The sequence below is a fragment of the Chroococcidiopsis sp. CCALA 051 genome (assembly GCF_003015105.1).
GTDB classification, from domain to species: Bacteria; Cyanobacteriota; Cyanobacteriia; order Cyanobacteriales; family Chroococcidiopsidaceae; genus Chroococcidiopsis; species Chroococcidiopsis thermalis.
Genome location: NZ_PYCI01000125.1, coordinates 1 through 19,409 on the forward strand (window position 1 = coordinate 1; position 19,409 = coordinate 19,409).

Annotated in this window: 22 protein-coding genes and 3 pseudogenes; 17 read left to right on the forward strand and 8 right to left on the reverse strand. The window is 43.4% G+C overall.

The genetic code is table 11. The features are described from left to right. Positions 1-178: 178 nt before the first annotated feature. From C7Y66_RS23820 to C7Y66_RS23845, 6 genes are all read left to right on the forward strand, one after another. Positions 179-1,600 carry a serine/threonine-protein kinase gene (locus tag C7Y66_RS23820; protein ID WP_106547499.1) on the forward strand — a complete coding sequence of 474 codons (1,422 nt, stop codon included), beginning with the start codon at positions 179-181 and terminating at the stop codon, positions 1,598-1,600. Positions 1,601-2,199: 599 nt separating this feature from the next. After that, the gene (locus tag C7Y66_RS23825) at positions 2,200-2,415 is read left to right on the forward strand and encodes a hypothetical protein (protein ID WP_127022170.1); all 216 of its coding nucleotides are present in this window, start codon (positions 2,200-2,202) and stop codon (positions 2,413-2,415) included. A gap of 334 nt (positions 2,416-2,749) precedes the next feature. Next, on the forward strand, positions 2,750-3,367 hold the full coding sequence (locus C7Y66_RS23830) for a hypothetical protein (RefSeq protein ID WP_106547501.1): 618 nt from the start codon (positions 2,750-2,752) through the stop codon (positions 3,365-3,367). 27 nt (positions 3,368-3,394) lie between these two features. Continuing rightward, positions 3,395-3,898, forward strand: coding sequence for a hypothetical protein (locus tag C7Y66_RS23835; protein ID WP_106547502.1), 504 nt, complete (start codon positions 3,395-3,397; stop codon positions 3,896-3,898). Positions 3,899-3,940: 42 nt separating this feature from the next. Beyond that, positions 3,941-4,174, forward strand: a complete 234-nt coding sequence (locus C7Y66_RS23840) for a hypothetical protein (RefSeq protein ID WP_106547503.1) — start codon at positions 3,941-3,943, stop codon at positions 4,172-4,174. A 131-nt stretch (positions 4,175-4,305) separates the two neighbouring features. Then, positions 4,306-4,542: a hypothetical protein gene (locus C7Y66_RS23845; RefSeq protein ID WP_106168012.1), complete on the forward strand. Its 237-nt coding sequence runs from the start codon at positions 4,306-4,308 to the stop codon at positions 4,540-4,542. 118 nt (positions 4,543-4,660) lie between these two features. Here C7Y66_RS23845 and C7Y66_RS23850 read toward each other — a convergent pair whose 3' ends face one another. Continuing rightward, entirely contained in the window at positions 4,661-5,968 is a 1,308-nt protein-coding gene (locus tag C7Y66_RS23850; RefSeq protein ID WP_233222825.1) for an OmpP1/FadL family transporter, read from the reverse strand. 662 nt (positions 5,969-6,630) lie between these two features. Here C7Y66_RS23850 and C7Y66_RS23855 point away from each other — a divergent pair. Further along, positions 6,631-7,107 (forward strand): hypothetical protein, encoded by a 477-nt coding sequence (locus C7Y66_RS23855; protein ID WP_146149863.1) that lies wholly within the window; start codon positions 6,631-6,633, stop codon positions 7,105-7,107. A gap of 44 nt (positions 7,108-7,151) precedes the next feature. Here C7Y66_RS23855 and C7Y66_RS23860 read toward each other — a convergent pair whose 3' ends face one another. Beyond that, positions 7,152-8,939: a hypothetical protein gene (locus tag C7Y66_RS23860; RefSeq protein ID WP_106547506.1), complete on the reverse strand. Its 1,788-nt coding sequence runs from the start codon at positions 8,937-8,939 to the stop codon at positions 7,152-7,154. A gap of 341 nt (positions 8,940-9,280) precedes the next feature. On the opposite strand from C7Y66_RS23860, the pseudogene C7Y66_RS33515 reads away from it, so the two are divergent. The 4 genes and pseudogenes from C7Y66_RS33515 to C7Y66_RS33530 all read left to right on the forward strand — a co-directional run. Further along, a pseudogene (locus C7Y66_RS33515) lies at positions 9,281-11,011 on the forward strand (alpha-mannosidase); the annotation flags it as partial. 187 nt (positions 11,012-11,198) lie between these two features. After that, complete coding sequence (locus C7Y66_RS33520; protein ID WP_370143954.1) at positions 11,199-11,321, forward strand: hypothetical protein; 123 nt, start codon at positions 11,199-11,201, stop codon at positions 11,319-11,321. 44 nt (positions 11,322-11,365) lie between these two features. Beyond that, positions 11,366-11,959: pseudogene (locus C7Y66_RS33525) on the forward strand (glycoside hydrolase family 38 C-terminal domain-containing protein); the annotation flags it as partial. A gap of 210 nt (positions 11,960-12,169) precedes the next feature. Beyond that, the gene (locus tag C7Y66_RS33530) at positions 12,170-12,391 is read left to right on the forward strand and encodes a glycosyl hydrolase-related protein (RefSeq protein WP_370143955.1); all 222 of its coding nucleotides are present in this window, start codon (positions 12,170-12,172) and stop codon (positions 12,389-12,391) included. Between the two features lie 108 nt (positions 12,392-12,499). Here C7Y66_RS33530 and psbN read toward each other — a convergent pair whose 3' ends face one another. Then, complete coding sequence (gene psbN, locus C7Y66_RS23870; RefSeq protein ID WP_041462633.1) at positions 12,500-12,631, reverse strand: photosystem II reaction center protein PsbN; 132 nt, start codon at positions 12,629-12,631, stop codon at positions 12,500-12,502. A gap of 83 nt (positions 12,632-12,714) precedes the next feature. On the opposite strand from psbN, the gene psbH reads away from it, so the two are divergent. From psbH to pth, 3 genes are all read left to right on the forward strand, one after another. Next, positions 12,715-12,924, forward strand: coding sequence for a photosystem II reaction center phosphoprotein PsbH (gene psbH, locus C7Y66_RS23875; RefSeq protein WP_015157035.1), 210 nt, complete (start codon positions 12,715-12,717; stop codon positions 12,922-12,924). 221 nt (positions 12,925-13,145) lie between these two features. Next, on the forward strand, positions 13,146-13,433 hold the full coding sequence (locus C7Y66_RS23880) for a TatA/E family twin arginine-targeting protein translocase (RefSeq protein WP_015157036.1): 288 nt from the start codon (positions 13,146-13,148) through the stop codon (positions 13,431-13,433). Between the two features lie 28 nt (positions 13,434-13,461). After that, a complete protein-coding gene (gene pth / locus C7Y66_RS23885; RefSeq protein WP_015157037.1) occupies positions 13,462-14,139 on the forward strand; it encodes an aminoacyl-tRNA hydrolase in 678 nt (225 codons plus the stop codon). A gap of 118 nt (positions 14,140-14,257) precedes the next feature. Here pth and rpsU read toward each other — a convergent pair whose 3' ends face one another. Continuing rightward, positions 14,258-14,437, reverse strand: a complete 180-nt coding sequence (rpsU, locus tag C7Y66_RS23890) for a 30S ribosomal protein S21 (RefSeq protein WP_015157038.1) — start codon at positions 14,435-14,437, stop codon at positions 14,258-14,260. Positions 14,438-14,775: 338 nt separating this feature from the next. On the opposite strand from rpsU, the pseudogene C7Y66_RS33535 reads away from it, so the two are divergent. After that, a pseudogene (locus C7Y66_RS33535) lies at positions 14,776-15,867 on the forward strand (tetratricopeptide repeat protein). Positions 15,868-15,904: 37 nt separating this feature from the next. On the opposite strand, the gene C7Y66_RS23900 reads toward C7Y66_RS33535, so the two are convergent. Continuing rightward, positions 15,905-16,426 carry a hypothetical protein gene (locus C7Y66_RS23900; protein ID WP_199197602.1) on the reverse strand — a complete coding sequence of 174 codons (522 nt, stop codon included), beginning with the start codon at positions 16,424-16,426 and terminating at the stop codon, positions 15,905-15,907. Positions 16,427-16,544: 118 nt separating this feature from the next. On the opposite strand from C7Y66_RS23900, the gene C7Y66_RS33100 reads away from it, so the two are divergent. After that, on the forward strand, positions 16,545-16,667 hold the full coding sequence (locus C7Y66_RS33100; RefSeq protein WP_255410047.1) for a hypothetical protein: 123 nt from the start codon (positions 16,545-16,547) through the stop codon (positions 16,665-16,667). A gap of 290 nt (positions 16,668-16,957) precedes the next feature. Here C7Y66_RS33100 and C7Y66_RS23905 read toward each other — a convergent pair whose 3' ends face one another. After that, positions 16,958-17,881 (reverse strand): nucleoside hydrolase, encoded by a 924-nt coding sequence (locus C7Y66_RS23905; RefSeq protein ID WP_106547509.1) that lies wholly within the window; start codon positions 17,879-17,881, stop codon positions 16,958-16,960. A 17-nt stretch (positions 17,882-17,898) separates the two neighbouring features. Here C7Y66_RS23905 and C7Y66_RS23910 point away from each other — a divergent pair, with 17 nt between their 5' ends. Beyond that, on the forward strand, positions 17,899-18,330 hold the full coding sequence (locus C7Y66_RS23910; RefSeq protein ID WP_106547510.1) for a nucleoside deaminase: 432 nt from the start codon (positions 17,899-17,901) through the stop codon (positions 18,328-18,330). A gap of 87 nt (positions 18,331-18,417) precedes the next feature. Here the strand turns inward: C7Y66_RS23910 and C7Y66_RS23915 are convergent, their stop codons facing one another. Next, positions 18,418-18,630, reverse strand: a complete 213-nt coding sequence (locus C7Y66_RS23915; RefSeq protein ID WP_015157043.1) for a hypothetical protein — start codon at positions 18,628-18,630, stop codon at positions 18,418-18,420. A 346-nt stretch (positions 18,631-18,976) separates the two neighbouring features. Continuing rightward, on the reverse strand, positions 18,977-19,409 hold a 433-nt coding region (locus C7Y66_RS23920), incomplete at its 5' end, for an Hpt domain-containing protein (RefSeq protein ID WP_199197603.1).

Below are 19,409 nucleotides of genomic sequence, written 5' to 3' on the forward strand. Positions count from 1 at the left end.
AAGAAGACGGGACAGGGGATAAGGGAGACAAGGGGGACAAGGGAGACAAGGGAGACAAGGGGGATAAGGGAGACAAGGGAGCAATTCAAAACCAACTACCAACTACCAACTACCAATTACCAATTACCAACTACCAATTACCAACTACCATCACTGCTGACTTCTGACTTAAAAACTTATGTCCGAGCGCAATTGGGAAACTCCGCTGACTAGCAATACTCTAGAACAGCGATATGAGATTATACAACAATTAGCAAAAAAAGCAGGCAGACGCACGTTATTGGCGCGTGATAGAAAAACTGAGGAGTTAGTTGTAGTCAAATTCCTGTCCTTCGCCAGTGATTTTGAGTGGGATGCACTGAAATTATTTGAACGAGAAGCCAAAATATTACAAGCAATTTCTCATCCTGCAATTCCTCGTTATTTAGATTATTACGAACTCGATTTCAATAACGGTAACAAGGGTTTTGCTTTAGTACAAAATTATATTTCTGGAAAATCTTTAGAAGACTATCTTAAATCTGGACGTAGCTTTGATGAAGTAGAAATTAAACAGCTAGCGAAAGCAGTACTAGAAATTTTAATTTATTTGCATGGCAGGCAACCGCCAGTCATTCACCGCGATATTAAACCGAGTAATATTTTACTGGGCGATCGCTCTGGTAACAGTATCGGACAAATCTATTTAGTTGATTTCGGTTCCGTGCAAACTTTAGCAGCAAAAGAAGGCGGAACGATGACAATTGTAGGAACTTATGGCTACATGCCACCAGAACAATTTGGCGATCGCACCGTTCCTGCTTCCGATCTTTACAGTTTGGGTACAACTTTAGTTTATCTGGTAACGGGGACGCATCCGGCAGATTTACCGCAAAAAGACGGACGAATACAATTTGAGTTATTGACAAATCTCAGTCTTGAATTTACCCAGTGGTTGCGGCGGATGATAGAGCCAAGTTTAGAACGTCGTTTTACTTCTGCCGAACATGCATTACAAGAATTAATTCAACCTCAGCTTGTAGATATAGTTCTTTCAACGACCCAACAACCTAGTGATAGTAAAGTCAAATTAACTAGAAAAGCAGATACCTTGGAAATTCTTCTTCCTGCTAAAGGTTGGAATTTTGGCGTAGGATTTACTACGGCTTTTACTACTTTTTATAACCTCATACTCGTTCCTGCAACAGGTATAGCTTTTTCCCCATACTGGAGAATTAGCCATCCTTTAATATGGTTAATTGTTGGAGGTCTGTGGTATGGGAATTATATTTTAATCTCGGGAGTTCTGAAGTATTTATTAAAGCGAGTTAGACTCAAAATCAGTTCTCAGGAAATCGAGCTTACTCATGAAATAATCGGCTGGAAGTATCGCCATATTTTCAATGCAAGTAAACAAGATGTGTCCGCATTAAAGTTAATTTATGGATATCACGGTAACCGCCGATACATGCATATTTGGATTGGTAAAAATAGGTATGAGTTGTGGGGTGATTCGATTCTAACCGAACCCGAAATGGAATGGTTGGCGCAAGAAGTTAGTAATTGTTTAGGGATAGAGATTTCTAGAGAACCTAATTTTTACATTCCCAAAGGCGATTAACTTTACAACAGTTTGCGATTGGCGAGCGATCGCTCATTTTTTTTGAAACAGTAGACATTGCTCAGATAGATGTATGTATTATTCGATATTTTCACCGAAACTAATGCTACAACAACTTTTCTGAGTCGAGCGATAGATGAAAGCGATCGCTTCAATAGATAGAGTGTATTGCTACGTAGTGTAATTTTAATATCTAGCCGATTCAAATCTAGCATACCTATATAGTTTACTAGTGTTTTTAATGGTTCTTCTGTATAGGAATAATCCCAGATGTTTTACCTAACAAAGACACGGATTTTGCAGTTCAGATGCACATAGAGCGAGCTAAATTTAGCCGTGTAGTTATAAAACATTTAAGTGATTTTTATGAGCAGTTTTTTGTTACTTCGATCGTTTGGTTGTTCTCGGTTAATTTAAAATATATCAATGTTAGTTTGCAAAAGAATATCGTTAATCAAGATATGTAAACTTATCTTTTTTGAATTGTATTGGCTGGTATTCTCAATTGCAGTCAGTCCAGTATTATTAAATACAACTACAAATCGATAGACGGAGTTGTGTTAGTACTGCGATATTCTGTATATTTGGAGGATATTGGTATGATCGAAAATTCCATAAAAGGTTTGAAAGTTCTGCAAGAAGAAGATGAGATTTGTTTGACTGGCGGTGCAGCCAGAGCTTATGGTTTTGCTGATGCTCGTGGTTTAGATCCGAAAGATGCTGACGCTAGAACGTCAGTGATAGTAGAAGCTATTGATGATGGAGTTTTTCGTTATGCTCGCTCTACCTCGATTGCTTCTATAGTCTTACAGTAGAGCGCTAGTGAAATTGCTCTAGCGTTGACGCTATATCGCTGAAAGCTGCCTGCGATCTAAGAGATTTGCTTTCAGCGATAAGATTTGCTTTCTGCAATTGTCTTCTAACAAATTGGTTGCAACAAAATGGAATTTCAGTTTGCAGCTAAGTTTTTTGTTCGTGTATATCCAAAAAGTGAGATTGAGTTGACTAAGATAGTTATTCGCTACAAGGTTATCTCAGTCATTCAAGCTAACTTTCTAAATGTACATCAACGTTCTTAACTATTAAAGCTATTACCGATACTTTCAGTAGTAATAGCTAACAGGATCGATCGGGAGTTCGTCTAAATTTATGGTGTTGCCATCTCACATTTACCCAGAAGCACAAAATCTTCCCAAGCAGACAGAAATTGCTAAGGTTTGTGTTTATGGTCTTAGCATCTTATCAGCAGCAACATTCCTATTCTTGCCTCTGTTTAATTTATTGCATCCTAGTCCTTGGCAACGTTGGATGGGTGTAGTACACGGTTCAGCCGCCATACTGGCAACAGTAGTTGCTGTTTATACAGGACATTTAGCTTTCCCATTGCTTCGAGGTGCAAGCAAGATTTTACCGCAACTGCGAACATTAACATTTTGGACAACAGTACTAGCCTTACTGTCTATTGTTTCAGGTAACTGGGCTTATATGAGATACCGCGCGCCTATAGGTGGTGCGCGTGCTTGGTTGCAATCAAACTCTCCATTAGTTCATAACGTGTTCATGGAATATCACGAATTTACCGTACTGTTTACAGTGCCACTAGGAACAGCCTGTGCGTGGATTCTTTGGCGATATGGAGACTCTATAGTTGATAAGAAAAATGTTCCTGTTCTGGCAGCCACCTCAATTGCGTTGATGGCAATTATGTTTTTTGCTTTGGGTGGTTTAGTCACTGGTATTGGTATTGCCAAAATCCATAGCTTGTGATCGTTGAATAACTGGAAAAACTTACAAATGAAGCAAAACTCGCCCCAAAAAACTCAAAATTTGATTGACGAGGATAGAACAGTCGATTTGCCAATTTACAGTCAAATTTGGCATTGGCTCAAGCATTTTCCATCAGGATTAGCTGTTGGTTCTAAAAATCCACCTCATAGTTCTGCTTCAGCAGCCGCTGCCTTAATTAGTGCTAGTTTTGCTTGCTTCTATATGATGGTCAACCAACATTTAACTGTACTTTTTAAATCGTGGGATGAGTTTGTTTGGATGCTTGGCAGTTGGATACCAGGTAGCCACAATGCTAACAAGCTGTTTGGTGAAATTGGTCCATATTCTGGTAAAGAGACATTATTGTTGTTTGGTTGGCTATGCAGTTGGTTTTGGCTGCATAATTTGTGGAAGCGCAAAAACATTCATTTCTCATTCATGTTTTTTTGGATGGCTTTTTTCTTGGTAGCCGCAACTTTGATGAATTGGCATCCGTTATTCCCTTACATGCCATTGATGCCAACAAAATAGCTCTGGTTCACGACAAATTTTTGCAGTATCTTGACAAAGCTGATGATTACTCAACAAGAAAATCGCTCGAATCAAACTCGCTTGCATCAAATACAAGTAAGACAGATGCATAAAGCTGTATTTGGCTTAGTCGGTATTTGGCTAACTTTTACAACTACCTTTCTAATTGCCGGTTGGCGAGTTAGCCAAAGTGGAAGGTACAGTAATTTTTATCTCAATTCTTGGACAATTGAAAGTCAAGAACTACCAACCGTTCGTTCTCAACAGGATAAATAATGAATTTTTTGCTTCGTACCAATTTATCTAGGGACAATCCCGCTAGCGCTAAATTGTTTGAGCATACGGCAAATCTTTCCGCGTTAGCGAAAGTCTGTACTGTTGTTGACACGAAAATTGAGAGGTAAACAATGACTCATTTAGCAATTGATTCGGAATTATTGACAGACATTGCAGAAGATAGCGAAGCCAGTCTTTGTGGCGGGGTTTCTACAGGAATCAGCATTTCTGCCTTTGCGGACGGTACGAACTTTGCTTATTCTAGAACAGGCGCTTTCAGCTTTGCTGTAAAATTACCAGATAGTCGTAGAGTGTCAATTTCCTTGGGGGGTGGTCTTAGTATAGGCATAGACAATCCCTCAGACTGAATAGATTCATACTTGAGCAAGTAGTTCGTCACAATTTTGGCGATCGCCACACTAGATTCGATCCCCCCTGGCTCCCCTAATTCAGGAGATGAGGGGGATTTTCTGTGGTATATTTCGATCAAAATTTCCAAGTTAGTTGCAGTCCGACAACATCAACATCACTTTCAATGCTTCCTCTCAAATTACCGCTAGTACTGCTAGATAAATCGATCTGACTATCATCAACAAATAAGTGAGCGTAACCGACATCAAAACTAATAGCATCAGAAGCTTTGAAACTAGCACCGATCGCTAACCAAGTACGATTATTATCGGGAATTCTAGGCGATCTATAAGTACTATCTACCGGACTCGGATCGTATGCAACACCAGCACGTAATTCCCAAACTGGACTTAATGTATAGTTAATTCCTAAAGAATAGCGCACTGTATCGTGCCAATTTTCCGGCTGCACGTTATCCGGTTCCGCTGGGTTGTCAAATGTGACGCGCAACTCTTCAAACCGACTCCAATTCGTCCAAGTTACGTCACCTGTAAGTGCAACGCGAGAACTAATTTGATGATAGGCATTGAGAGATAAAGTATCGGGTAGATTCAATTCAGCGTCGATACTACCATCTTGAAATCGTCCAGTCGCGGTTAAAGCTGACACCGCAGCAGGAACGTTAAAATCAGCCTCCCCTGCTAAATCGTGGGTAATTGCCGAACGATAAGCCAAGCCGAGGCGCGTTTTCCGATTGGGTTCGTAGAGTAACCCCAAGTTATAACCCCAACTCCAATCATCGCCTTCTAATTCGACAGAACCATCAGTTGCTTGAGGCGCGGTACGCAATCTCGTAGCACCAATCAAACCAAAATCGATCGCGTTTGATAGTTTTGCCTCAGCATATTGTAAATTGATGCCAGCACCTAAAGAAAGGTTGTCTGTCAGTTTTGCCGCAACAGTAGGATTAATATTAATTGTGACGAGTTCTGAATTAATCGCGTAGTAGCGCCCAACCCAGTTGCGATCGTACCTCGTCTTCAGACCAAAAGGCGAATTTACTCCTAAACCTAGCTTGACGCGATCGCTGGCATTCCAGACAGCGTAGAAGTTAGGGACAAAAATATCCACGCCGCCGTCTCCGCCATCTCCACCTGTTAAAGGTGCGCCAGTGACAACGACCGAACCTCGATCTTGAAACAGAGCTGTAGGAGATATATAGTATCCTGCCGCGATCGCCGAATTATTTGACAGACGAGTTAATCCAGCAGGGTTGAAAAAGATCGTACTGGCATCATCCGCCGCTGCACTATTAGAAAAAGCACTGCCTAAACCGCGCACGCTTTGTTCGAGAATTGCAAAACCTGATGCTACAGCAGTACTAGTCGTGCCAAAAAATTCTAACGCCAAAAACAGCGGCAACAGCGCTGCAATTGATTGCAACGTTCTCCTCACTCTGACTCCTCGTTCTGATATTTGAATAAAGCAAAAGCAAATATATACCTTCGAGCAGTCACGCTTATAGTTGTGAAGCTAAATGAACAAATAATTATTAGATCGTTACATTTCAGTCGGGTTTCAGTGCCAATATAGAAAATAGAACTGGCAGCCAACAACAAAAAGTAGCAAGGGAGCAGGGAAAGACACAAGATCTAGAAATAGCTGAATAGTCGATCGCCTTTACGTTGCGAGATGTATTTTCCTACGACTTTCCCCTACAGTACTGATAACAAATGCTACCTCTTGATGTACTGCAAGAATTCGTCCTTAAGGCGCATTAAAAACTATGATGAAGTAAGTTAGTCTGGCAGAGCTACATCATATTTTGTAACTTACTATTCCGTCAGCGTCTGCTTTTACTTTCACAGTAGAGTTAAGTTGGATTTTCTACAGGTGAGGGTGTAAGGTAAAACAAACGATCTGGCAACAATATGGCTTATCTGAGTGTAACTACTTAGAATAGTACGACCTTTATAGATAAAAGTTTTTCTAATGTTGAAATTTAGAATATTTAACTCAAAATTTGAATAATTCTAGGGGAGCGAGCGGTTAATGTTGTCTTTGCACTCTCAGACTCAACTACACTGATGGAGTAAAAAATTACAATGAGGATTCGACTGGAGCGAAAGTTAAGTTCATGCCCCCATCACCTATGTTGTACTGTCTGCGATCGCATGTTTGAATCAGGTAGAGTCCGCACGCTCCTACACAATGACGAAGGATTCATCCAAGGTGACATTTGCCCAGAGTGCATGAGGCTATCGGTCGAAACCATTCAACATAAAATTAGAGAGCGGGCAATGCTGCTACTGGAAGAAACAGACGACAGTAGCAATACGACTTTCTCACCTCAAGCACGGGCAATGGAATTGCTAGACTGCTCTACCGAAAACGTCAAATATCCCCAGTTTTATGATTGGTGGTTGGTACAGCTAGAGATCTTCTCGCGTAAATCCTCAGATGCCAGAAATGTTACAGGTATAGAAAATTGGGAATACAAAGGGCGATCGCGTAAGGCGCAAGATCGCAGTTGGCGAGAGCGATTGCGGACGTTTTTTGAAAAAGATGAATCGGAAAAATAGGGGCGATCGCGTCGCGGAATTTCCTAGTTTTTCAAGCTGAGTTTTTAGAACTTACGCCACAGCTTGTTTATCCACTGCCAAAATTTCAGAAAAACTTCTTCAAACCACAACATGGCGCGATCGAGCCATGCCAAGATTTGCTCTAGTGGATGTTTAACATAACCCATTAAGGTTGCAGGGGTTTCAATCCAGTCTGGTGTTGACTGCACGGATGAATTTTGAGTCTCTGACGTAGAAATATTGCTCGGCTCAGCTTTATGCAGCGATTGTTTGCCTTTGCTAGTTATACGAATTTCAGCGCTTTTTGCTCTGGTTTCGATCCCCCCAACCCCCCTTGAGAAGGGGGGCGAGATTTTCTCGCGAGAGCCGCTCTCCCCAACTCCTCTTCTTAAGAGAGGTGATATTCTCTTGCTTGCACGGTTTTGCAACCTTGAAATTTCAGGAGTAGACTGCTGCCCCCCTTTATAACGGGGGTTGGGGGGATCGTTCGCCTGCCCCCCTTTATAAGGGGGATTGGGGGGATCGCTTGCCCGAATTTGTTGTTTAGCTATACCTTTAGGCGCTCTAATTTTGGAGAGAAATTGACGCAACCTTCCACGTTCTTGAGGGAAAGTATAGTCAATACTAGGATTAGCGGGGAGAGCAAAATTAGGCATGGTGCGATCGCCTGTCGTTTCTGGCGTAATCGATCCGAAGAGATCGCTAGCCGTCAGCCAGGGATCTTCTAGATCTTCCTCGGCTGAACCTTCACTAGCAGGAAGTTTGGCAGTTGGGCGACGAGCGGGAAATTTAGGATTTACGGGGATCGATCTACCTGTGAGATGAGGCGCAACTCCCTTACGAGTCGTATCAGGTGTTAGGGGGGGTGTAGTCGCGCGATCGTCCGTCCCAAAAAAGTAATCGATCGCCGCCCAAATCAGAGATAGAATTCCTGTCGCGTGAGTTTTGCTGCTTGCCTCACGCACGGCGGCTGTAGAGCGCTCTGAACCAGCAAGATCGGTACTTTGAGAGAAAATGCTTTGATAGAAGGCGATCGCAGCTGACTTAACTCGGACGAGATGATGAGATTCTACCTCAGCCACAGTATGGTCTAGAGAAGTCAGCCACGGGGGAGTTGTAGGGGCGCACAGCTGTGCGCCCGTACTGGAGTCGGGAGGAGCCAGTCGCTTGCTCATTTTCCCCCGCTCTTGCGAACTGGCGTTCGGGAGTTGAGATTGATGCCCAATTTTTTGACGGTATTGCCAGTACTGAGCTATGGCAGTCATTATTTGGTCTTGTAACGCCACTTGCTGCTGAGGCTCGATAACATCCAGAGTTTGATTTTGTGCTGTCACTAATACCAAATTTCGGCTATCTAGCTGTGAAGCAATTCCTTGGATGGGGTAATTGGTAATTGGTAATTGGTAGTTGTTGGTTGACAGTTGACAGTAGACGCTGGCGCTACACTGCGTGAAAACAGGTGAGTGTTGTTTTTTCTCCCTCAGTTCCCTCAGTTCCCTCAGCTCCCCCAGCTCTCTTCTCCCTGCTCCCGTCACATACAGCAAAACTTGCCGAATCGGAGTATCAACCGTTGGCGATTCCTCTTGAATCACTGCGTCATCAGATGGTAACTGACGCAGGGTGGCTTCAACTGCTTGATGTACTTGATTTGCCGTCGATCGCCTGGACTGTAACAGTAGAAATATGGGATACATTCCTACAGCTGCAACCCAACTGGCAGTAGATTGGAGATTGCGCCAAGCGCGATCGCACTGCTGGTTAAAGCGGCGCGATTGCTTGTGAACGAATCGAAACAGTCTGCTTTGATAGCGAGCGGAGGAAGCAGGAGTCATAGACTAAGTGCGGACGAGGAATTATAAATTATGAAACGAACGATCTAAAAAATGAATGAGTATTTTATCCTTGAGGCGGCTAACATTCATGTCGGCAGATATGCACCGATCTTATCGAGAAACAGATCCTTTTATAACGTTTGTTGCTAACTGAAATCTTAAAATAGATCGATTCTTATCACTTCTCAACCGTGCTTTTATCTTTATAATTTAGTGTTTTGATATTTTCGCGTCCTCATAACTGGGCTAGATCTATGACATCTTTTGCACCACACTCCAATTTAGAGGTAATTGCACAAGCGATCGCCCAGTTACGCCACTGTACTCAAGTCGATCTGCAAATGAATTGGTTGGGGTGGCTGGAGCCAAAATCGGAGAAGTCTGTAGGGGCGCACAGTTGTGCGCCCCTACCAACCCTTTGCTCCCTCAACAACAGAGGACATATTGCCTGGGAAAAAGGGAAAAAAGTTTTGTGGTTGCAGCAAAAGTTGGTAGTTCCACCACAATTACAGGGCTATCCTCTGGCTGGCTTATCGTTACGACTGGCTTTAACTTGGTGGGCGGAATTAGCTCAAATTTATGTCAATGACGCATTGGTACAAGAGGGAGATTTATTCGATTGCTCGACGAGAATACTCCTCAGTTCTGGCGTGAGTCCTGGGGAAGAATTTTCTGTGAGTTTACGGCTGGTAAGTCCAAATCACGACGATGGAGCCTTGGTACGATCGCTATGCTTATATGAATCAAACGATCCAGCAGATCCAGAGCCAGGTTTTGTGGCAGATGAATTAACCATTCTCCAGAAGCATTTAGAAACCTTTGAGCCAGCACAATTATCCACGCTTGCAGATGCGATCGCTCAAATCGATTGGTCGAGTTTATCAGATAAAGACAAGTTTGGGCGATCGCTCCATGCTTTACGCCAAAATCTCCAATCCAAAATCTACGTTGCGCTGGAACCGCATCAAAGGTGTAACCCAAAATCTAAAATCTTTCTCCTCGGACACGCTCACTTAGATTTAGCATGGTTGTGGGCTGTCAGCGAAACTTGGGAAGCGGCTCAGCGTACCTTTACTTCCGTTCTTAACCTGCAACAAGCTTTTCCCGAACTCACTTTTTGCCATTCTACTCCCGCTCTTTACGCCTGGATCGAACAATACCGTCCCGATTTATTTACCGCAATTCAGCAACAAGTCAAAACTGGACGTTGGGAAATTGTCGGCGGTTTATGGGTAGAGCCAGAACTCAACACCGTCAGTGGAGAATCAATTGTCAGGCAGCTCTTGTACGGACAAAGATACGTGCAAGCAAAATTTGGTCAAATTTCTTCTGTTGCTTGGTTGCCAGATAGTTTCGGCTTCTGCGCGACTCTACCGCAATTTCTGAGTTTAGGAGGAATGGAATATTTCGTCACCCAGAAATTACGCTGGAATGACACGACGCAATTTCCCCATGAAATTTTCTGGTGGCGATCGCCTGACGGTACGGATATACTGAGCCTCATGTCTGCGCCCATCGGTGAAGGCATCGATCCGGTCAAAATGGCAGCTTATGCTTGCGACTGGGAAGCCAAAACTCAATTACCGCAATTTCTCTGGCTACCTGGTGTCGGCGATCATGGTGGTGGTCCCACCCGCGATATGCTTGAAGTCGCGCGACGCTGGCAACAATCGCCCTTTTTTCCCGATTTAGAATTTACCACCGCTGAGAAGTATTTGCGGGGAATTCCGCATGTAGAGACGTTACATGTAACGTCTCTACATTTGCCCATATGGAACGATGAGCTTTATTTAGAATTTCATCGCGGCTGTTATACGTCTCATGCCGATCAAAAACGATTCAATCGTCGTTGCGAAGACTTGTTATATCAAGCAGAATTATTCGCAACTTTGGCAATGCTGACTGCTGAGACAGCCTATCCCAAAACAGAAATTGAAGAGGCTTGGAAAAAAGTCTTATTTAATCAATTTCACGATATTTTACCTGGTTCTGCTATTCCTGAAGTTTATGTTGATGCTAACCAAGACTGGCGAGAAGCAGAGCAAACGGCAACAGCTATTTTAAACCAATCTTTGCAAGCGATCGCCGCTCAAATCGATCTCCCTCCATCTCCCCATCCTGAAGCACAGCCAATTGTCGTTTTTAACTCCCTCAATTGGGTGCGATCGCAAGTTGTCGAACTTACAGTTCCAAATCTACAAGATACTAACTGGCAAATCTGTACTTCAACGGGAGAAAGCGTCCAATCTTACATTAGCGTTGCTGAATTTACGGGCGATCGACAATCATCTACCGGACTTATTTCTTTTCTCGCCACAGATATTCCTTCGGTTGGTTATCGCCTTTATTGGTTATGTCGTCGCACAAATTTCATTGCATTGAGTTCTCAGGTCGCAAGTTCTACCGAATATGTTATTGAAAATGAGTATTTGCGCGTTACTGTAGATTCTCATACGGGAGATTTATCTAGCGTTTTTGACAAAATCAATCGATGGGAAGTCCTCAGTGGTGCAGGCAATCAACTGCAAGCTTTCCAAGATAGCGGACAATATTGGGATGCATGGAACATCGATCCTAATTATGCTCAACACCCCTTACCATCTGCTGAACTCATCAGTATTAACCAACATGGCGATCGCGATTTCCTACAAAGTTGCGTCAGTGTAGCTCGAAAAATCGGTCAGTCAGTTTTTAGCCAAGATTACATTTTAGAACCGGGTTCTCCCGTCCTCAAAATTAAAACTAGCGTTGACTGGCAAGAACGTCATGTAATGGTAAAAGCTGCTTTTCCCCTGAATGTATCAGCAGACTATGCTACTTATGAAATTCCCTGCGGTGCGATCGCCAGACCGACGCAACCCCAAACTCCCGCAGAAAAGGCAAAATGGGAAGTACCAGCTTTACGTTGGGCTGACATAAGTACGAGCGATCGTGGTGTCAGCTTGCTAAATGATTGTAAATATGGCTACGATTGCCAACCGGATCGACTTCGTTTAACATTACTGCGTAGTCCTGTATGGCCCGATCCCGAAGCAGACACGGGCTTACATGAATTTACCTACGCACTTTATCCTCACGCTGGTACGTGGCAACAAGCACAGACAGTTAGGCGTGGTTACGAACTGAATATACCGTTGCAAGTTTTACTATTGCCTGCTGCGACTGCTACATCAGGAAAGATCTCAGCTACTACAAGCTTTTTAACAATATCAGCCGATAACTTAATTTTGATGGCGTTCAAGCCTTCAGAAGACGAGCCGCAAGAGTTAATTTTGCGGTGTTATGAATGCCACGGCGATCCAGCTCAATTAGACCTACAGAACACCTTAAATTTAAGCGTAGCCGACAATCTCGATCTTTTAGAAAGACCTATAGCTACTAATCCAGCCGACCGAATAGCCAAGACTATTTTACCGTGGAAGATCGTCACCTTAAAGCTCAAGATTAGATGAAACGGAGCAACTGCGATCTCTGGCGATCGCAGTGGGCATCCTGCTTACTCTTCTGGAGAATATAGAGACTGCCTGCTGCCCACCAATAATACAAAAGTATAACTATCTTTAATCTTCGTGTTCTTCAAACGGATCTCTTAACTCTTTTGCTGGAGGACCGAAGGAGGTATACACTGTCCAGCCAGTAATGGCAATCAATACGGCAGCCAAGGAAATGCTAAGAACTGTTGCGGGTTCCATCATAGCGATAGATTATGAGTACTCTTCCTATACAATATTACAGAACGTTAAAAAATGCTTTCGCAATTCATCATAGGTGAGTCATGGCACAACGGACTTGGTTGGGAGAAATCCTCAGACCCTTGAATTCAGAGTATGGTAAAGTTGCTCCTGGTTGGGGGACGACTCCCGTAATGGCGATTTTCATACTATTATTTTTCGTCTTTCTCTTGATCATCCTGCAAATTTATAACCAATCATTGCTGATTGAAAGACCTGATATTGCCCCTAATTGGACCGGTTTAGGTGGTTAATCGTTAGAAAACTGAGAGTTATTAACAATACTTATAACTTGCATTCCACCCAGAATCGATCTGGGTTTTTTTTTGAGATATAAGGAATAAAGTACAGACGTGACAACTTTGTAGAGACTTTACATGTAACGTCTCTACACTGACAACCAATCGCTACTCAATAGTTACTGTTCGCAGCCTATACTAAGACTGGGGGAACAGACATTGCAGGAGGGTTGTTTATGAATGTCTTCGGTATTGGACTGCCAGAAATGGCTTTAATTTTTGTAGTTGCATTGCTGATCTTTGGACCCAAAAAGCTGCCAGAGATTGGTCGGAGCTTGGGGAAGGCTATTCGCAGTTTCCAAGATGCCTCTAGCGAGTTCCAGTCAGAGTTTAAGCGCGAAGCGGAACAGATAGAACAGGCGATGCAGACAACTGCCGAACTAGAACCAAAGCAAATTCCGCCAGCAGCAACCGAAGAAACCGTTTCTACCAATACGACAACTTCTTCAACGCAGCAAAGCTAGATCAATAAAAGCTAGATCGATAGGTGTAATGACAGAAGCGATCGCGTCTAATTCAACTTCCAATCAAGTTCTCATTGTGCCGCAACTCATTGTTGGTCTGGGAAACCCAGAGCCTAAATACGACCAAACCCGCCACAATATTGGTTTTGCTGCTGTTGATGCGATCGCTCGTGCTTGGCAAATTCCACTGGCAGACAATCGCAAATTTCAGGGCATATTTGGTGAAGGTAGGAGTAATGCAGGTAAAATCCGCTTACTCAAACCCCTAACATATATGAATAACTCCGGTCAGGCAATTCGCGCCGTCACAGATTGGTATAAGCTACCACCAGAATCGGTACTGGCAATTTACGACGATATGGATCTCCCCTTGGGAAAAATTCGCCTGCGCTTATCTGGTTCGGCTGGCGGACACAATGGAATGAAAAGTGCGATCGCTCACTTAGGGACGCAAAACTTTCCCCGCCTACGAATCGGTATCGGTAGACCTCAAGGCAACAATACCAAGGAAGATGCATCGACTATATCTTACGTGCTGGGACGCTTTTCCTCAGATCAAACCCCATTAGTAGCTGAAGTTTTGCAAATGGCGTTAGAAGCTGTAGAACTAAGCTTGAAACAAGGAGTAGCGCAAGCAATGAACCGCTACAACAACCGCAATATCTTATTAGACGCGAAGGATACAAAACAGGCTGTAGGTAACTAGCGATCGCCTATTTTGTATCCTTATCTCACTTTTTATCTGATACGATGACTTACTTCCTTCAATTCAGTTAAGCAGCATCACCAATTGAGAATATATTAAATTTAAATTTCCGATCTATCTATCTCATCCGTCGCTTGCGTCGAGCTGCAACAGCTTTGCGTTTGCGTTTCTCTTGGGGTGTTTCAAAATGACGATGATATTTTACATCTGCCAAAATTCCTGCTTTGGATACTTGGCGCTTGAACCGCCGTAATGCCGAATCAATTCCTTCATTTTCTCCGAGAAGCACTTGGGTCATTCTATCTCTTTCCTCAAAATCATCAATTCAATTGTAGTCTTCCCTAAAGTTCGTTTGTTCGGTGACTACATACCATAAATAGTGCTGAAAACAAGTTTAACATTATCGTTGTTGCCTTAACTAGGGATAACCAATGCTGGAAGAGAGCTGAGGGGGATAAAGGGGACAAGGGGGAACTCGCTCTTCCCCACGACCGAAGGGAGTGGGGATTAGGGGGCGAAGGGAGACAAGGGGGAGAATTCTGGTTCCACCAGCCACTAGTCACTAGTCACTGATAACTGATAGCTGACAACTGACATTTTGGGCAACATAAATACAGTTGCTCTCTTGTCCTATTGATGCTCGATCTCATTGCTGCTGCTTTTGAACGCCAAGATTATGACACCGCAGCCCAGTTATTACAGCAGCTGCGACATAGTTCTCCCACAGACCCTTGGGTACAATTCTACTCGGGTAGATTAGATGAAATATCTGGCAAATTAGATACAGCAGCAGAGATTTATCGGCAACTGTTACTGAGTTCGGTTCACGTTCACGCTAGGATTATGGCGCAAGCGCGTCAAGGTATAACCCGCATCGAATCACTGCTCAAGGCACAACGCCAGCAGGCGATCGCCCAAGCTATTGCCGATGCTGATAACATGCAAAAAGGCGTGTTGGTATTAGAACCGATTGCTAGCGATCGCAAGTCTGAAGCCGCCCGCAGATTATCCCAAATCATGCAGATTGACCCTTATACAGCTCGACTTCAGCTACCAAGTCGCGGTTGGCGGCTGTATCGTACAGGTGCAATTGGCGAATTACAATTTTTCGGTCAACAACTTTTAGCTGCTGACATTCCTTGTTTTTGAGCAACTTTGGCAGAAATCGAACAAATCCAAGTTTTTCAAGCGCGATATTTTGAAGTCGCTCCAGCAGCCAGTGTTGTTTGTCAAAATGAAGTAGATGAGCTGAGTTTTCTGAGCTTTCAATGGTCGGAAGTGACTCATAAAGTGATGGGGTTATTACCCCTTTTCGAGCAAGTTGTAGACATAAATGTACGTGGCAAGCTACAACGCAAAACTCAGACTCAAGACTACGCGCAATTTTGCGATTTACACTTAAGCGATCGCGGTTATATCGTGCGACTATGCGATCGCGATTATATGTTCCACAACGGCATTTCTTTTTCCGAGCAGCAAACGCACAATCAAACAACCGTCAGAATTAACTGGAATCATTTACAGAATTTTCTCGACCAAAAACTCGAACGCGCTGCATCCTGGTCGGATTTTACCATTTTTGCAAATACAGCTTTGGATTGGAGCGATTTGCTCGCTCCAATGCCATCTCACATCCATCTGTTCCGCCGCGATCCCTCCAACTGGGATGCAGCATTCCATCTCTACAGTGGATTAGTTTTTCTTAAAAGGAAGGAAAAATTAATGTAGAGAGGCGATCGCCACACCCTACATTTTCTACTTCAATCTAACCAGGAGTCTTAACCTGGCGTGCCATATCCAAGAAAGAATTCATATTTGCTCCTGGGCGACGACGGCTGTTAGAAGCAGACGGCATCAGGTAGTTGGGCGCAAATGTAGAAGCAGCCTTACCATTGCTATCAGCAACAGCTTTCACTGGTTTGGTTGGCTTAACAGCCTGAGCTTTGACTCCCTCAGCAGTTTGCACCAATTCTACTTCTACTTTAGGGGGTTGTTTTTTGGTAGGAGCCTCAGCTTTTACCGTTTCTGCTTTGGTTGGTGCAACCGCATCAGCAGTTTTTACCTTCTCTGTTTTAGCTGGCTCTGCTTTAGCTGGCTCTGCTTTAGCGTTAGACTCAGATTCTTTGGTTGTTACAGTGGTGACGAGTTCTGACGCTTTTGCTTTAACTTCGTTGGTTGCTGAAGCAATTGATTTAGCAGCAGCTTTTAGTTCTTTGGGGACTTCTGTTTCTTCTAATTCCAGAAAATAACCATTACCCTTGCGAGGCTTATTGGGTTTACCTTCCAAGGATTTCTTGCTACTGAAAAAACCTATAAAGAAGGACACTATCCCACTCAGTATTTTTTTGATCGAACCAAACATTTGCAATACTCCTGGCTTCTGACGATGAGATTGACGGCAACTTATGAAAAACTCAACTAGGCTGCGATCGCAACACAAGATCGATCGCGCTGCCCCCTGCGATCTGACAGCACTTGTTTCCTTTGATACTATTTCGCTTGCAGTTGAAATTGCTTCACTAGGCTAAATATCCCTAGATACTTCTTGCAGGTCACTCAAATTTGGATCTAATTAGGATTAATTATGAAATTTTTTGGGAATTTTATGCAAGATTACTATTTATTTCTTAACATTTATTTACTCTAAACTACTCAAGTATTATTGCTTAGTCCATTAGGAGTAGATAAACGCAGCAATTGTTAATAAAAATATACATATTTTTAAGAAAGCAACGGTTGATAATGAGTGGCTGGTGGCTGGTGACTAGTGGTTAGAAACGATTCTAGCCACCAGCCACTAGTCACTGATAACTGTCCCTCATCTTTGCCACTGCTGTAATATGTACTCATAAAATATCTCGCGATCGACTCGCTCCATGACTTGAACTTTGCGCCCGCCAGGTTGAATTTTGGTGCGACCTTGGCTTGCGCCTGTAGTGATAATTGTGGTTTCCCATTCTCGCAGTTGATAAAACTCTGGATGAGCTAGATATGCTGTGGCTAACACATCCCAAAAATAATAATCTTGAGGAATGACCAAGGCATAACACTGTCCTACCAAGTCTGAAAGGTGATAATGACGCTGTTTGCCCATTTGCCGCACGATCGCGGCTGTGACTGGAACATTATTTGTTAAATCCAGAGGACACATCACAATCGGAATCTGTGTCTGCCAAACGCGATCGACAGCCATTGCATCCCAGTAAGCATTCCATTCCGCCGAACCATCCTGTCCTGGTTCGATGCTTTTTTCCACATTACCAGGGACATTTAGCGCCCCACCCATCCAAACCAAGCGTTGAATCTTAGCTTCGATTTCTGGAGCCGTATCTAAAGCAACTGCAATAGTGGTCAGGGGACCAGTTACCATCAAGGTCACGGGTTCTGGCGCATTCAGCAACGTATGGATGGTAAACTCCTGACCTGTTTGCTCAACCAAGGGCGTGCAAATGGTATCTTGCTGGTTGAGAATGGGCAGGCAATCGACAATGAGAGAATCGCGGCGATAGAGACGGGGGAAAGGATTAATCCCGCGCACGGTACTAGCTGCAACCGGAACGCGATCGCATCCCATGAAATCGAGAATTTTACGGGTAGCACTGACGGCGGCGTGGGCGTAACAATCAGCTGGAGTGACAACAACGCCCAGACATTCAACTCGTTCCATCGTCATCAGTAGCATAGTTGCTAGATAATCATCTACACCACCGTCACAATCCATAAGTACGAGTTGTTTAGACATAAATAGGAGAATTATTCATGGATGAATTTATGGCAGAAGCGATCGCTCAAGCACAACAAGGGTTAGCAGAAGGAGGTATTCCCATCGGTTCGGTACTAGTCAAAGATGGCAAAATTGTCGGTCAGGGACACAATAAGCGAGTTCAAGACGGCGATCCTGTGACCCATGCAGAAATCGATTGCCTCCGCAACGCAGGTAGAATCGGTAACTATAAAGGTACAACTCTTTATTCCACATTGATGCCTTGTTATCTCTGTGCTGGTGCTGTGGTGCAGTTTGGGATTAAAAAAGTGATTGCGGCTGAATCTGCCAACTTTGCTGGAGCCAAAGACTTTATGGAGGCACATGGCGTAGAAGTTATCGATTTAAATATGTATGAGTGCAAGCGAATGATGGGAGATTTTATTGAAAAAAATCCTTCTCTTTGGAATGAGGATATTGGTGAATAGGTTACGGCATAGCGCGTCAGACTCTACTCGATCGCAAAAAATAAGAGCGCCACATCGTGCGCTCTCATTTAATTTATGTAATTTGATTCAAGCAACTTGCGAGTGTATTTCCTCTTCACTCGGTATCCAGTTAGCTGATAAGTCTTCAACGACACCTGTTTGTCCTAATTCCCTATCTCTCACGACTCTGACTATTAAGGTTGGCTGATAAACTCCATCAATAATCTGGTGTCCGTAACCGATGACATTACCAGATTGTCCGCTAGCGTGATGAATAACGCGATCGCCGACTTGAAACATGGCTCACTCTCCTTATTTGAGGATATGGTTGTCTGCTGTTTCTTGTCTCGAACCTGGATCGTTAAATTGATTAAGTTGTGATTCTCCTTCTATATAATTTGCCGTGGATTATATGTTGAGGTCAACTTCGATTTATGGGTTGTTTGCCAAAATATGTTTTTCTTACTGACGAACACCTGACCTACGATTGACTCGAACGAACTGCCCAGACAACACTCAATCAATTCAGAGAACGTAATTTCGATTGGCAGCTATTAATATTGACTTTACTCTTACTTAATTCCAACGTCACAATATCAGACGAAATTTGACGGGTCAACAAGCTGAAAATATTTTGTAATCAGTACTACGAGTTCTTTGATAACTCAGTAGTATTTAAGTATTTCTTTAGTTCTGCTTTAACTTTTATGTACTCAGCCTCAAGCTCAGAGACAATTTCTCTACTCTTTGGGAATTCAATTGTGCCATTACGTCCGATGATTTCTAATTGCTTTGATAGCTGACTGAAATGCATTGCGCCCAAAGTAGCGCTACTAGATTTGAGAGTATGGGCTGCTCGTTGTAATTCTATAGCATTTACAGATGCGATCGCGATTTGCATTGTTTGAATTAATTTCGGTGCATCTTCTAAATAAGCATCAACTACCACTGCGATCGTTGCTGCTCCACCTTCCCCCGCCATCTCCTCTAATGCTTGCAAAGCTCTAGGATCGATTGCAGGAGAGGGTAAAGGTAGTGCGTGGTGCGCGTCGCTAGGGTGTAGGGTGTGGGGTGTGGGG